The sequence below is a fragment of the Halomonas sp. GT genome (genome assembly GCF_002082565.1).
GTDB lineage: Bacteria > Pseudomonadota > Gammaproteobacteria > Pseudomonadales > Halomonadaceae > Vreelandella.
Genome location: NZ_CP020562.1, coordinates 3,628,667 through 3,643,963, shown reverse-complemented (window position 1 = coordinate 3,643,963; position 15,297 = coordinate 3,628,667). Strand labels below are relative to the sequence as shown.

Annotated in this window: 12 protein-coding genes; 5 read left to right on the top strand and 7 right to left on the bottom strand. The window is 52.2% G+C overall.

The window, feature by feature from the left end:
- The 7 genes from B6A39_RS16530 to B6A39_RS16500 form a co-directional block, all read right to left on the bottom strand.
- Positions 1-744, bottom strand: coding sequence for a sulfite exporter TauE/SafE family protein (locus B6A39_RS16530; protein WP_083007386.1), 744 nt, complete (start codon positions 742-744; stop codon positions 1-3).
- A gap of 106 nt (positions 745-850) precedes the next feature.
- Positions 851-1,654: a 5-deoxy-glucuronate isomerase gene (gene iolB, locus B6A39_RS16525; protein ID WP_083007385.1), complete on the bottom strand. Its 804-nt coding sequence runs from the start codon at positions 1,652-1,654 to the stop codon at positions 851-853.
- Positions 1,655-1,916: 262 nt separating this feature from the next.
- Positions 1,917-3,080, bottom strand: coding sequence for a carbohydrate porin (locus B6A39_RS16520; RefSeq protein WP_083007383.1), 1,164 nt, complete (start codon positions 3,078-3,080; stop codon positions 1,917-1,919).
- A gap of 133 nt (positions 3,081-3,213) precedes the next feature.
- Complete coding sequence (locus B6A39_RS16515; protein WP_083007381.1) at positions 3,214-4,242, bottom strand: ABC transporter permease; 1,029 nt, start codon at positions 4,240-4,242, stop codon at positions 3,214-3,216.
- Between the two features lie 36 nt (positions 4,243-4,278).
- Positions 4,279-5,829 (bottom strand): sugar ABC transporter ATP-binding protein, encoded by a 1,551-nt coding sequence (locus tag B6A39_RS16510; RefSeq protein ID WP_083007380.1) that lies wholly within the window; start codon positions 5,827-5,829, stop codon positions 4,279-4,281.
- 54 nt (positions 5,830-5,883) lie between these two features.
- Positions 5,884-6,801 (bottom strand): substrate-binding domain-containing protein, encoded by a 918-nt coding sequence (locus B6A39_RS16505; RefSeq protein ID WP_083007378.1) that lies wholly within the window; start codon positions 6,799-6,801, stop codon positions 5,884-5,886.
- Positions 6,802-7,139: 338 nt separating this feature from the next.
- A complete protein-coding gene (locus B6A39_RS16500; protein ID WP_083007377.1) occupies positions 7,140-7,994 on the bottom strand; it encodes a MurR/RpiR family transcriptional regulator in 855 nt (284 codons plus the stop codon).
- 392 nt (positions 7,995-8,386) lie between these two features.
- Between B6A39_RS16500 and B6A39_RS16495 the strand changes: the two genes are divergently transcribed.
- From B6A39_RS16495 to iolD, 5 genes are all read left to right on the top strand, one after another.
- Entirely contained in the window at positions 8,387-9,211 is an 825-nt protein-coding gene (locus B6A39_RS16495) for a TIM barrel protein (RefSeq protein WP_083007375.1), read from the top strand.
- Between the two features lie 53 nt (positions 9,212-9,264).
- On the top strand, positions 9,265-10,161 hold the full coding sequence (locus B6A39_RS16490; protein WP_083007373.1) for a sugar phosphate isomerase/epimerase family protein: 897 nt from the start codon (positions 9,265-9,267) through the stop codon (positions 10,159-10,161).
- A 14-nt stretch (positions 10,162-10,175) separates the two neighbouring features.
- Positions 10,176-11,186, top strand: coding sequence for a Gfo/Idh/MocA family protein (locus B6A39_RS16485; RefSeq protein WP_083007372.1), 1,011 nt, complete (start codon positions 10,176-10,178; stop codon positions 11,184-11,186).
- A 253-nt stretch (positions 11,187-11,439) separates the two neighbouring features.
- A complete protein-coding gene (locus B6A39_RS16480; protein ID WP_083007370.1) occupies positions 11,440-13,359 on the top strand; it encodes a bifunctional 5-dehydro-2-deoxygluconokinase/5-dehydro-2-deoxyphosphogluconate aldolase in 1,920 nt (639 codons plus the stop codon).
- 51 nt (positions 13,360-13,410) lie between these two features.
- Complete coding sequence (gene iolD / locus B6A39_RS16475) at positions 13,411-15,261, top strand: 3D-(3,5/4)-trihydroxycyclohexane-1,2-dione acylhydrolase (decyclizing) (RefSeq protein WP_083007368.1); 1,851 nt, start codon at positions 13,411-13,413, stop codon at positions 15,259-15,261.
- Positions 15,262-15,297: the final 36 nt, after the last annotated feature.

Sequence of the window (15,297 nt, the reverse complement as noted above, 5' to 3'; positions counted from 1 at the left end):
CTAACCTACCGCTTGCCAAACTAAGTTGATTCCCACCAAGAACATGGCCAGAATCACAAGTCGGTAAAACAGTGCTTCGTTGACGCGGCTTTGCAGCCACAGCCCGTTGCGCACGCCGATCCAGGCTACCGGTACCAACAGCAGCGAGGCCCAAGCGCTTGTTACGTTGACTTCGCCAAGCCACATATACGGGCCGAGCTTGATGACATTCACTACCGCATAAATGACCGTGCAGGTGGCTATAAAGGTCTCTTTAGAGAGTTTGCGTGGCATCAAGTAAATGTTCAGCGGCGGTGCACCTGCATGGGCAATAAAGCTGGTAAACCCACAAACGCTGGCGGCAGGCAGCGCCCAGCGGGTGGAAATCGGCTTCTTCGCGACAGGCTTCAGCAACATATACACCGCAAACACCACAGAGATCACGCCTAGCACCAATCGCACGCCTTCATCACTTAAACTTCCAAACAGCAGTGTGCCAACCGTCACGCCAATGACTAACCCCGGCACAAACCGCCACACCTCGGCGTTTGCCTGCTTTCCCCACCATGCTTTTAGCGCAAATACATCCATGACTAGCAAGAGGGGCAGTAACAAGCCTGCTGCTTGGGTAGGGCTAATCGCCAGTGCCATCAGCGGTACCGAAAGCGTACCAAAACCGCCTGCAAAGCCGCCTTTTGAAACGCCGGTCAGGTAAACAGAAAATACGATCAACACCCACGCGATGACAGAGTAATCGGGGAGCATGTGGACCTCTATCAATAGGGGGAACGGGCAACATAAAAAAGCCCCGCACAGGCGGGGCGCAATATCATAGCATTGGTTAAATGTTAGCGGGCGAAGTATTGCCCTGTTAAGCGTTCATTAACCACTCATGGTCGGGGTCGTTTTGAAATTTCCACACCCGCTTAGGCCCCGCCATGACATTTAAGTAGTAGAGCGAGTAGCCATGAGAGGCGCCCACAGGGTGGTAGCCTTTGGGAACCAACACACAGCAACCATTTTCCACCGCCATGGTTTCATCAAGGCTTCGGTCATCCGTGTAAACCCGCTGAAATGCGAACCCTTGTTCAGGGTTAATCCGGTGGTAGTAGGTCTCTTCCAGGTATGATTCGTGGGGTAAGTTATCCACATCGTGTTTATGTGGCGGGTAGCTAGACCAGTTACCCGCAGGTGTGAATACCTCAACCACTAGCAGGCTATCGGCGGGCTCGGTTTCCGGCAAAATATCGTGAACATGGCGGGTATTAGTGCCCTGGCCACGGGTGCTCTGCTTGATGTCGTCGGGGGAAATCAGCCTTGGGGCGTGATTGCCATGCCCAGGGGCAGCGCACACCGCTAGCTCTAAGTCCGTGGTCGCTTCCACCGCGTAGCTAACATGGTCAGGCAGATAAACCGCGTAGGGAGGGATCTGCTCAAAGATATCCATGCGTTTGCCGATGTCTTCAAAGCGGTGCTCGCCGCAGGTCACTGTGGCCTGCCCGGTGAGCAGCACCAAGCAGACTTCCTGGTTATCACTGCTGGCCTCCAGGCGCTGGCCCTTGGCGAGTTTATGCACCCGAAAGCCAACATGCGTCCAGCCAGCGGATTCTGGGGTAACGTCAATCACGGTGCCTTGGGCATCTGGGGCGGTAGGGCGTACCAGTAGTGATGACATGCCTGCACTCCTCTTTTAGGGTAATCCACTGCGTTTGATGTTGCCGGGATGACACTGCTCAAAAGAGCATCCGGCACGGATCTTAGTAACAATACTCAAGAGTTTAATACCTGTGGAATTAAAATTCCACAGATACTTAATTTTGGAATTTTTAGTTTTATATGGTGAGGTAAACCATTAGCCATTCAATCATCAGTGTAAAAAGTAAAAAGCGCCCAATAGCTGGGCGCGAAGATCAGAACAGAGCGAACGTTCGAACTGGTTAGAAGAAGTATTTCAAGCGGATTCGAGCACCGTAGCGATCAGTATCGCTGCTATTCATATCATTCTCATGATCAACGTAGCTGTAGTAAGCCCCGATATAAGTATCGAAGTCATTCAACCCCAGCACATTGGCAAAGCGGTAGGACGTATAAACCGTATTCGACTCATTGCGCCCTGCGGGGGTTAACATGTCTTGGTCGACGTCGATGTTGGGATTTACCTTATCAATCTGGTTGCGCGCATAAATATATCCCAGACCAATATTGTTCCAGATGGTATTTACTCCAATGGAGCTATTGCTCTCTTCGTGAGCCTCTAGATGGGCCAAACTGAAATTGACGATTAAACCACCTCCATTGTAAGAGGCTGTGGCACCATAACCCGTACGGTCGCCAATATCGGCTCCCCGCTCGTCAACTACCGAGTCGCTGACCACATTGGTCTCCATACCCAGCGCAAATGACCAGTCGCCAGGCTGCCAAGCAATGACCGGGCGAACGATAGCGGCACTCTTAGTATCATCATCAATGCGGTAGCCATGGTACGTATCGCCATCAAAAAGGCCCGACCGATCGCCCATCAGTGTGGCGACTTCAGCGTAGAAGTCATTACCAAAACGATGGCTGAGCACAATCTGCCCTGAATCACCGCGCCCTCGCCCTTCACGGGCCTGATAGACATAGCTCTGGCCGTCACTGTAGAGGCTATCCGAAGTCGTTCCGCTGTACTGAATAAAAATATCATGCCCCAGCGGGAATAAATCAAAGGCTTCGAAGCGACCCACTTTAATCTCGGTTCCTCGCTCACTACCAACCGCTAGCCAAGCGTCATCCAAACCTGCATTACCACTGGTACCCCAGAGCGGCTGTAACTTGAACCGTGCAAAGTTTCCTTGGTGATGGCGCTCACCACTAATATCTAACAGTATTCGCCCATCTTGATTGAAGCGATCATCGCGATCGAGGGGCTCACCTAATTGGCTTCGAAAAAGAGAAACGCCCCCTTCATGCTCGTTATAGGCATTAATATCTAGCTCTACATCGCCCCCAAAACTTAGCGAGCCTCGCTCATCTTCATAAGTTACAGCTGCCATCGTCGATGTAGTCATTCCCATTGAGATAGCCGCTATTAGCAAGAGTTTTTTATATTGGGCTACAGGCATGTTAAGTTTTCCTTTTTATGGTTGTTGTATTTTATGTTTATCACTAATAATGAGCTGAAGTTCTTGAATAACGCTGATGCAAGGATGAGATGGGGCATCTTTGATACCCCTTAAATGCAATGGTGGGCTGCTCTCAGGCGGTTTTTAAGCGACGGCGTTGGCGATATTGATCGATGACCACGGCTGCAATGATGATGGCTCCCTTGACGATGTCCTGGTAGTAAGCATCGACCCCCAAAAAGGTGAAGCCACTGAGCATTACCCCAAGAATCAGTGCACCTATCACAGTGCCTGCAATACGCCCGACACCACCCGCTAAACTCGTCCCTCCGATCACTGCTGCGGCTATGGCATCTAGCTCGTACATTAGGCCCATACCCGCTTGGCCTGTACCTGCACGAGCAGATGCCACAACCCCGGCCAGGCCCGCCAGTAGGCCAGCAATGGCATAGACCATAATGAGGTGCCGACGAACATTGATGCCAGAGACGCGAGCTGCCTGAGGGTTGGCACCGATGGCGTAAGTGTATTTGCCATAGCGGGTGTACTTCAGCGCGATATGGAAGAGCACTGCTACCGCCAGGAAGATGATCACAGGGTTGGCCCCTGAGCCAATCCAAGTGAATTGATCGGTAAGCATGCTCACCGGCTGGCCATCGGTATAAGCGCGAGCCATACCCCGTGCACTCACCATCATGCCCAAGGTGGCGATGAAGGGGGGAATCATGGCAAAAGCTATTAAGGCGCCATTGATCAAGCCTGCCAATGCACCGATCAAGAGCCCGGCCAATAAGGGTAATATCCATGGTAGATCGGTGAGTGCTGGGTAGACAGCGCGGAGATAGTCTGACTGTTGAGCAAAACTGGCGGTTACCATCGCCGTTAGGGCGAGTACTGACCCCGATGAGAGATCGATGCCGCCGGTGATAATCACTTGGGTAACACCGATGGCGATGATGCCGATAATCGACATCTGTAGAATCATGATTAGTAAGCGTTGCGGATTCATCAAGAAGGAGTCACCGCGCACGACCCATCCCAGAACCTCGAAAAGAAGTGCGATGCCGACCAACACTAAGAAGATGCTCACCTCGGTAGGAATCTTCTTTTTACGCTTCTTGACCACCTCCAGTTGATCGGTGGTTTCAACTGTATTGTTCATTGTTTTCTACCTCATTAATGCCCGTAACCGGGAAGGTCAGTCCTCGATAACCGGCATTTCCACCGGTGATGAGGCAAGCTCCATGATATTGATTTGATTAGCTTCACTTCGATTCAGAAACCCTGTCACTCTGCCTTGATGCATCACCATGATTCGGTCACTCATACCCAGCACCTCCGGCAGTTCGGAAGAGATCATGATGACTGCTACGCCTTGCTTGACCAGTTCGGTGATCAGCTTGTGAATTTCAGCCTTGGCTCCTACGTCGATACCACGAGTAGGTTCGTCGAGAATGAGGATACGTGGCTTAGTCAAAAGCCAGCGGCCAATCAGTACTTTCTGCTGGTTGCCTCCAGAAAGATTGCCGATACGCTCTTCCATAGAAGGGGTTTTGACTCGCAAGCTCTCCTTCATCGAATCACACTCATGGTCGAGGCGATTCTGTTCAACGAAGGTGGCTCGGGTATAGCCATCACGCAGCACCGCCAGTTCCATGTTTTCGATGACCGAAAGGCCGAGGAATAAGCCGGTTTCCTTGCGATCCTCGGTAAGTAGCGCTAGTCCGCGAAGCATGGCCTGATGGGGAGAACTGATAATTTCTTTTTTACCATCAATGGAAATGCTGCCTGATGTGGGAGGCGTTACTCCAAATAGCGTTTCGGCGATATTAGTGCGACCTGATCCCACCAGGCCTGCGAAGCCGAGAATTTCGCCTGCACGCACCTCAAAACTAATATTCTCAAATACGCCTTCCAAGCAAAGGCTTTCTACCGATAGCACTACATCACCGATCGGCACCTCTTCTTTGGGAAACATTTGAGTGACTTCACGTCCGACCATCAGCTTAATAATTTCATTAGATGTTATGTCGCTTGCCGCAGCGGAGTGGATAAACTGGCCATCACGAAAAATCGAAATATCATCGGCAATCTCGAACACCTCATCCATCTTGTGAGTGATGTAAATGATGCCTTTGCCCTGGGCGCGCAGGTCGTTAATAATCCGGAACAGGTGTTCCACCTCCCTGTCGGCAAGAGACGAGGTGGGCTCGTCCATGATCAACACTTCGGAGTCGAAGGAGACTGCCTTAGCAATCTCAATCATCTGGCGGCCCGCGACGGTGAGCTTTCGCACCTCCATTTCTGGATCCATGTCGATGCCAAGGCGCTCAAAAAGCGCCTCGGTCATCTGGTTCATTTTGTCGTGGTTAATCATGCCAAACGCACTGAGAGGCTCACGACGAATCCAAATGTTTTCGGCGATGGTCATAAATGGCATCAGGTTAAGTTCCTGATGGATCATGGCAATCCCGGCTTCCAGTGCGTCCAACGGGCCCTGTAGCGCCAACGGCTGGCCCTTTAAGCGAACTTCGCCTTGGTCGGGAATATAGACGCCGGCGATGATCTTCATCAGGGTCGACTTGCCTGCACCATTTTCACCCATTAGGGCATGAACGCTACCCGGACGAACTTTCAGTTGGACGTTATCCAGTGCTACTACCCCGGGAAATGCCTTGCGGACATCGGCTACTTCAAGAATGAATTCGGCGCTATCGGGAGTCAGGTCTTCTGCGGTCATTGACGCCATGCTGGTTTCTCCTGAAACATCAAGGCTGGCTCGCCGTTAGGCGAGCCGAACGCCTTATTGATTGGCAAGAAATTCTTCAAGCGTTTCGGGGGTAACCAGTTGGAAAGGCACCATGGTGGTTTTCTCGACCTCATTGCCTTCGGCTAGATCGATGGCTGCTTTCACCGCCCCGCCGCCCTGGCCGACCGGATCCTGGAAGACGGTGACGGCCAGTTCACCGCTTTGCATGGACTCAATCGCATCGCGAGTTGCATCGATGCCGCCGACGATGATGTCGTCAGGGCTGATGCCCAATTGACGCATGGCGTTGAGGGCACCAATGGCCATTTCGTCATTATTGGCAGCAATGGCATTGATCTCTTGGCCACCCACTACCCAGTTGGTCATCAGGTCAATGGCTTTAGTGCGCTGATAATCGGCGGGTTGCTCGGCGATGATCTCGATGCCAGGGTACTCTGCTGCGACTTCCTTGACCCCTTCGGTCCGTTGGTGAGTGGCACCTGAAGAAAGTTCTCCCAGCATGATGGCAACGTTGCCTTCTCCGTTGAGTTGCTCGGCCAGCGCTCTCATCTGCATCTCACCAGACACCTTCTGATCCGAACCGACGAAGACGACACCGTCCTGTTCCAAGTCGTTTCCTTCCGGCTCGCGGTTTACATACACTAGTGGAATGCTCTGCAGTACGGCTTCTCCAGTCATGCGCGATGTGGCTGCAGTATCGACGGGGTTAATAATGATGGCATCCACTCCTTGAGCGGCAAGGCTTTGTACTTGGCTAAGTTGACGGCCAATATCGCCTTGAGCATCTAAAAACTGAATCTCGTAACCCTGGGCTTCAGCTTCAGCTGCCATCGCTTGGCGCATGGAGGTTAGAAAATTGTCATCGAACCAAGCGACGGAGACGCCGATAGATTGAGCCATAGCAGTGGTGCAAGTGGCTGCGAGAGCGGCGCCAAGTAGAAGGCGTTTCATAGGTATTCTCCTGAGTATTATTGTTGTGATTGTGATCACCATTTCGGATGCGGCAATTAAGAGTGCGCATACCCTATGTATGGAATTTAGATTCTATTTTCGACAAAAGCAAAATATTAATTCCATACTTTGGTATAAATGGAATACTTGTTTCTTTCGCCAAGAGAGTGATCGAATCCTAAAAAAGCTAAATATTTCCGCTGTGTAGCCGTGGTGAAAAAGCCAAGGAAGAGAGAGCTTCGAGGACTGACAGGCCTGCTGCATCTGGCTAAGCAGGCACTCTTAAAGTGGGAGAACGGGGAGTGGTCGGTATCGATAGCGGTAGTGATTAAGGCGGGTCAGGTTGATTGCGGCTTTTTTTTCAGATCCAACGCTTTGTCCTGGCGAACGCCGAGTGAAATAGCAAGTGTCTGAGTAAGACAAAGCGAGGCGGTCAGTCCGCGAAAACTCTTTACTTCCGCTTCGTGCACTATCAGTGCTACGTCAGACAAGCGCACTAGTGGGCTGAGACTTGAGTCTGTCAAAACCACTAGTGGGATGCCTCTTCGGTGAGCCTCCTCCGCGACATCGCGGGATTCTTGAGCATAAGGGGCGAAGCTGATAACTAGCAGTGCGTCATGAGTAGCCACCGCTTTTACCTGCTCGCTGTACATACCGCCAATACCGTTCATAAGAAATGCGGGTTTCTCTATGTGGTGAAGGGCATAGGTCATATAGCTAGCGACCACAAAACTGCGGCGTGCGCCCATTAAATGAATGGCTTGAGCTTTTTCGAAAATATCCAACGCATTCTCCAGGTGATCAGGGTTGATCCGATCAGGGAGCTGTTGGAGTACTTCTTGATTGGCACTGGCAAATTCCCATAGCAGTTGAGTGCTGTCCGGTGTTTCACCTGTGGCTGTGCGTACTGCTCGGATGCGTTCGTTGTAATTGGGTAATTCATCAAACAGACGGGCACGAAACAGCTGCTGCATCTCTGAGAAGCCTGAAAACCCAAAGCTATTAGAAAACCGAATGAGCGTTGAGGGCGTCACCCCAGCTTGTTGAGCCAACTGAGCAACCGTCGCGAAAGCCACCTCTTGAGGATGATCTAAAAGAAACCGAGCTGTCTGCTGCAAACGTCGGCTAAGAGTAGGGTAATCAGCGGTGATCTGCTCTTCTAGTGTTGTAAAACTTTGTGGTACTTGGCTCATAGGGCGCCTGCTAGTCACATTTAATGTTGTCATCGTATATGTGATTCATAGCGTAGTTAAATGGGAATATAAATTCTATAAATGCTTTTCGATAGCACCAAGTAAATCATCACAAATTCATATAAGAGAATTTTTGAGCTTAACGGTACTGCTTTGGTCGAATGTGTGGTCTAGGATTAGCGTAATAAAAACAATAAACTATTGATTTTATTACCAATGGCTTGAGTTGATGCCAAACAATAAAAGAATCGAATATTCTGTATGTTGTTTGTTTGGAATGTATGTTCTATCCTCGTTTTAACGTTGGTCATCATTGCTTGGCTAGTCCTACAGCTGAGCTCGTTTTTGTCCTATTTAAGAAAAACAACCAAACCATTCTATTGGAGATTTTCATGGCGCAAAACTCTATTAAATTCGCGCTGAATCATATGGTTAACCCGCGCTGGACGCCTCAGCAGCTTATCGAATCCGCCGCTGAAATGGGCGTAGGTGCAGTAGAATTGCGCAACGACGTGGGTGGCAACAGTATCGTTGATCTTGATACTGCAAGCAGTGCTGGTCAGCGAGCACGAGAATTAGGCATTGAGGTTTTGAGCATTAACGCGCTTTACCCCTTCAATATCTGGAATGAAGAGAGGGAGAGGCAGGCAGAAACGCTGGCTCAGTGGGTTCATGCGGCGGGTGGGCGAGGGCTTGTACTCTGTCCGCTAGTAGACGCCGAGAGCCGAGCCAGTGCCGAAGAGCGTAAGGCTTGCCTGGAGCAAGCGCTAACGGCATTGGATAAAGTATTGGGTCGTTACGACCTACAGGGGTTTGTTGAGCCCCTTGGATTCCCCATCTCCTCGTTGCGGGCTAAAGGCGAAGCGATAGAGGTCATCCATGCACTTAACCTGTCATCGCGTTTTTCACTAGTACACGACACTTTCCATCATCAAGGCGCCAGTGAGTCTGATGTTTTTGCTGATATGACAGGGTTGGTACATATCTCTGGACTTGAAGATCCCGATGTCACCTTTGAAGGTATGTTAGATGAGCATCGCGTGCTAGTAAGCACTCAAGATCGTCTCGATAACGTAGGACAACTTAAGCGTTTGTTAAGCGGTGGCTACAACGGGTATGTCTCTTTTGAGCCTTTTGCCGCATCGGTACATCAGCAGAAAAATCCAGTGGCAGCACTGCGAGACAGTATGGCATTTATTCAGCATCAGCTGGGCTAGCGCTGGCTCTGTTATCGCGCTGCAAGCGCAATAATAAAGACAAGGAGAATTTAATGAAAATCGCCCTCGATCCGCACATGCACCGGCACCTCTCACTGCCAGAAATTTGTCGGCTCACTAAAGAGCTTGGTTACGACTATATAGAACTGTCTCCCCGCCCCGATTTCATGGTGTGGTGGACCCGGCCACGTGCTTATCCTGATGCTATTAGGTCATTTAAAAAAGCCATGAAAGAGCATGATGTTGGCCTTGCCACCATGCAGCCGATGTATCGATGGTCTAGCCCCTATCGCGATGAATGGGAAATGGCCATGGATAACTGGAAAAGAATTATCGAAGTGGCGGTAGAGCTTGATAATCCACTGCTGATTTCCGAATTTGGGCGCGGCGGTTCAGTGGAGCGTTCTCAGGCAGACCGAGCAGGGCTCCATACTCCGGAAGCGTGCGAAAACGCCTTTTGGCGCTCGATGGATGTATTGGTACCCATTCTTGAGCGCGAAGGATTAACGCTGAGCATTGAGCCTCATCCTGAAGACTGGATTGAGACAATGGAGCCGGCGGTGGAAATCATTAAAACCATTAACTCACCTGCTATTAAAAGCTCCTATATTGCCCCCCATAGCTTTTTTTACGGTGACGACTTGGCGACCACCATCCGTGCCACCAAGGGTGAGTTAGTTCACGCCCGTGTCGCTGATACGTTTAACCACAAAGCTTCTTCGGAGTTGCGCTATATCGTTAACCCCCCTGGTTCTACTGCCCGAGTCCATCAGCACCTGGATATGGGGGAGGGAGAAATAGACTGGGACGTTTTCTTCAAAACCCTGCACGAAATTGGCTTTGATGGTGTGCTCTCCAGCTGTGTATTCGGTTGGGAAGAGCGAGCTGAAGCCTCCAATCGTTTTATGCGTGGCGAGATTCAGCGCTACGTCGACAAATACTGGAAATAACAAGGAAAACAACAATGTCTGTCAACATTGGAATTATTGGCACCGGCATGATTGGTGAAGAGCATGCACGCCGTATTACCCAGCAGCTGACCGGCGGCCAGATTGTCGCGGTCACTGACGTTAACCTCGATCAAGCCCGTGCAGTGGTGGAACAGTTGTGCGTCGAAGCGCAGGTTTATGAAGATGGTCAGGCGCTGATTAGCGCCGACAATGTTGATGCGGTGATGGTTACTTCATGGGGCCCTACCCACGAAGAGTATGTGTTGGCCGCTATTAAAGCTGGTAAGCCGGTCTTTTGCGAGAAACCTTTGGCGACCACCGCTGAGGGCTGTCGCCATATCATTGCTGCGGAAATAAAGGCCGATAAGCGACTTGTTCAAGTCGGGTTTATGCGCCGCTACGACAGCGGTTACCGGTTGATGAAGGATGCAATTGATAGCAATCGTCTAGGTGAGCCTCTGATTGTTCATGCTGCACATCGCAACCCGGACGTGCCGGAGCGTTACATTACCCCCATGGCGATTCACGATACGCTGATTCATGAATTGGATACGTTCCGCTGGTTGCTGGACGATGATTACAAAAGTGCTCAGGTACTCTTCCCCCGCAAGACGCGCCATGCTCACAGCAAGGTTGAAGACCCTCAGATCGTGCTGCTTGAGACCGTCAAAGGCGTGCGAATTGACGTCGAAGTGTTTGTGAACTGCAAGTACGGTTATGACATTCAATGTGACGTTGTGGGTGAAGAGGGTATTGCCCGACTGCCAGAACCTCAATCACTGCAGCTGCGCCAGGCTGGCCAGCGCTCCAATGAGATTCTCATGGATTGGAAAAAACGTTTCGGTGAGGCATTTGATGTCGAGTTGCAAGCCTTCATTGATGGCGTAGCCACTGGTGAATTGAAGGGGCCCTCATCCTGGGACGGCTATGCGGCCGCCATCGCGGGCGATGTGTGTGTGAAAGCACAGGAAAGCGGCGGTATCGAACAAATTGAGATGCCAGAGCGACCGGCGTTCTACGCCTAACGGTTCAATCTCCTCATACACGGCTCCGCTGCTCTGCACGGAGCCATTTTTTTTGAGACGTCATATTTTGTCGAATGTACAACCAAAGCATTACGGATTGAAAGTTTCAAATGTTGATTATTTGGAATATAAATTCTATATTGAGTCGAACACACGCTAATAACAATGCCTATTCCTGAAAATCCACGGCAACGCTGCTTCTCTTTACAAGTGACGCTGGGTTAGGGACTGGCTACACGTAGGATGTGATGCCATGAATAAGACCAAGACACTGGATCTAATCTGCCTCGGTCGAGCGGCTGTTGATTTATACGGCAACCAAGTGGGTAGCCGTTTGGAGGATATGAGCAGTTTTGCCAAGTACCTGGGGGGCTCTTCGGGCAATATCGCCTATGGAACGGCTCGCATGGGGCTGAAAACAGCGATGCTGACCCGCGTGGGTGATGAACATATGGGCCGCTTCGTACGTGAAGAGCTGGCCCGTGCTGGCGTTGATACCAGTCACGTGGTCACGGATAAAGAGCGGCTAACGGGAATGGTGGTGCTCGGTATTAAAGATCGCGATACGTTTCCGCTGATCTTCTATCGCAATGACTGTGCCGATATGGCCGTCGACAGTGGTGACTTCGAGCCCGAATTTATAGCCTCTAGTAACGCGCTACTGATTACCGGCACGCACTTCTCTACCGAACAAACCTACAAGACCAGCAAAACGGCGATCGAGTACGCCAAAGCGGCAGGTACAAAGGTCATTCTGGATATCGACTACCGTCCGGTGCTGTGGGGGCTGACTACGCTGGGCGATGGTGAAACCCGGTTTATTTCCGATGAAGGGGTGAGTCGCCATTTACAGACCATCCTTCCCGACCTCGATTTAGTGGTAGGCACCGAAGAAGAGGTGCATATCGCGGGCAACAGTACCGATACTCTTACCGCACTGAAGCGTATTCGCGAACTCACGGATGCCATCATCGTGCTCAAACTGGGGGCTCAGGGGTGTACGGTGCTCGACGGGGTTATCCCCGATAGCGAAGAAGACTTCGTGGTGCACACTGGGGTACGCGTCGATGTACTGAATGTATTGGGTGCAGGCGATGCCTTTATGAGCGGCTTCTTGCGAGGCTGGCTGCGTAATGAGCCTCATGAACGCAGCTGCGCATATGCCAACGCTTGTGGTGCTCTGGTGGTCTCCCGCCACGGCTGCGCGCCAGCGATCCCCAGTGCCGAAGAGCTTGACGATTACCTCTCCAGAGCTGAGTCCATTGCCCGCCCCGATCTGGATGCTCGGCTTAACTATCTGCACCGCGTGACCACCCAGCGCAACCCACAGCAGTGGGATGATCTCTGCATTATGGCGTTCGATCACCGCAAACAGCTCTTCGACATGGCTCGCGAAGAGGGAGCTGATGTTGCAAGGATTCCCTACTTGAAGCAGCTGCTGGTGAAAGCGACAGAGCGTGGTAGCGAGCAATTGGGCAACAGCCACGTGGGGGTATTGATCGACGATACCTACGGTCAGGATGCGCTTAACGATGTCACCGGGCGAGGCTGGTGGATCGCCCGACCGGTGGAGCTGCCTAGCTCCCGGCCCATCGAGCTGGAAGGCGGGCGCAGTATTGGGTCACGTCTTCAACAGTGGCCCAAGGAACATATTGTTAAGTGCCTTGTTTTCTATCATCCCGAAGATCAGGCCGCTTTGCGGCGCGCGCAGGAAAGACAAGTGATGGAGCTTTACCGCGCCTGTTCTGAGTCGGGCAATGAATTATTGCTGGAAATTATCCCGCCGCGAGACCTGTCTGCTGATAACGATATGTTCATCAATGCGATGCAGCGTTTTTACAATCTGGGCGTGCAGCCCGATTGGTGGAAACTCCCACCGCAAACGCCAGACGGCTGGCAGCGTATTGCCAGGCTACTTAAAGCCCGTGCCCCTTACTGCCGCGGTGTCGTGATGCTGGGCTTGGATGCACCGTTGGATGAGCTTAAAAAAGGGTTAATGGATAGTGCTGGCGTCGATGTGTGTAAAGGCTTTGCCGTTGGTCGCACCATCTTTGGTGAGCCAAGCCGCCGCTGGTTGCGTGGCGATTATAACGATGAGCAGCTAATTGAAGCGGTGCTGGCCAATTATATGACCCTGGTTGATGCCTGGCAGATGCGCCAGCGCGCAGCCTAGCGTCCATTTTATGACAAGTGCATTCCAGTTTATGACAAGAGTGACAAGGCTATGAACACGATTCGACTCACCATGGCGCAAGCGGTCGTGCGCTATATGCTGGCCCAGAAAGTAGACATTGAGGGCGAGATTAAACCGCTCTTTCCGGGAGTTTGGGCCATTTTTGGTCACGGTAATGTCGCCGGGTTGGGCGAAGCGCTCTATCAGGCGCGGGAGCAACTCCCCACCTATCGCGCTCATAACGAGCAAGGGATGGCCCACGCCGCCATTGCCTACTCCAAGACGCTAAACCGTCAGCAGGTAATGGCCTGCACTGCCTCTGCTGGCCCTGGCGCTACCAATATGGTGACAGCGGCGGCGGTGGCGCATGTCAATCGCCTGCCGGTGCTATTTCTGCCTGGAGATACGTTTGCCACGCGCATGCCTGACCCGGTTCTTCAACAGGTGGAAAACTTTCACGATCACACGCTGACCTCTAATGATTGTTTCAAACCGGTCAGCCGCTTTTTTGACCGTATTACCCGCCCCGAGCAGTTGCTCACATCCCTGCCCCAAGCGGTGCGAGTACTAACAGATCCGGTAGAGTGCGGGCCGGTTACGCTGGCGCTGCCTCAGGATATCCAAACGTTCGCCTTTGATTATCCCGAGCACTTCTTTGCCGAGAAAGTACACCGGCTGCGTCGCCAGCCAGCAGATCGCCATGAGTTGGAGAGTGCGGTTCAGCTTATCTGCCAGGCTAAAAAGCCACTGGTGGTGGCAGGGGGCGGCGTGCACTACTCAGGGGCTATAACCGCCCTTGATGCGTGGGTTTCTCGCTACCAGCTACCTGTCGGAGAGACCCAGGCGGGCAAAGGGGTGCTACCGTGGGATCACACCCAGAACGTCGGCACAATTGGCGTCACCGGCGGCGCGGCTGCCAATGCCTTGGCGGCCGAGGCGGATCTGATTATTGCCGTTGGTACCCGGCTGGGGGATTTCGCCTCTGGCTCGCGCGCCATGATTAACCCGAATGCCAAGCTGCTAAGCATCAATGTGGCCTCTTTCGATGCGGTTAAGCACAAGGGGCAGGCGCTGGTAGGCGATGCCAAGCTGACCCTTGAGGAGCTGATTACTGAGCTCAAGGGTTGGCAGCCAGAGGATAGCTGGATTGAGCAAGCCGCTGGACTTCGCGCTGATTGGAACCAGACCGTCGATAAGGTGACCACCGACCGAGGAACCAATCTACCCTGCGATGCAGAAGTGGTCGGCGCTGTTAACCGCGCGGCAGGCGAGCGCGACATCGTGGTGTGCGCGGCGGGTGGCTTGCCGGGTGAGCTGCAAAAACTCTGGCGCACGCGATTTGATCGCGGTTATCACATGGAGTACGGCTACTCCTGCATGGGCTACGAGTTAGCTGGCGGTGTTGGTGTCAAGATGGCTAAACCCGACTCCGAAGTGTTTGTGATGGTGGGCGATGGCTCTTACCTGATGCTCAACTCGGAAATCGCCACCTCCGTCATGTTGGGTCACAAGATCATCGCCGTGGTGCTGGATAACCGCGGCTATGGCTGTATCCATCGTCTGCAGCAGTTCTGCGGTGGGCCCGGCTTTAACAACATGCTGGAGGATTGCTTGAGCGTTGACGAAGGCGCCCCCAAGACAGACTTCGCAGCGCATGCGGCCGCACTGGGCGCACTCAGCGAGCAGGTCGGCAATATCCAGGAATTAGAACAAGCACTTGAGCGTGCCAAGGCCGCTGACCGTAGTTACGTGATTGCTATCGATACCGATGGCTCGACCGATACCCAAGACGGTGGTGCCTGGTGGGACGTGGCGGTGCCAGAGGTTTCCGAACGCGCCGAAGTGAATACGGCACGCGAACGCTATGAGACGTACAAAGCGCGCCAATTCCAGAATCTTTAAGGCTTTAGCACCTACTTATTTTGAACTTTAAATAAC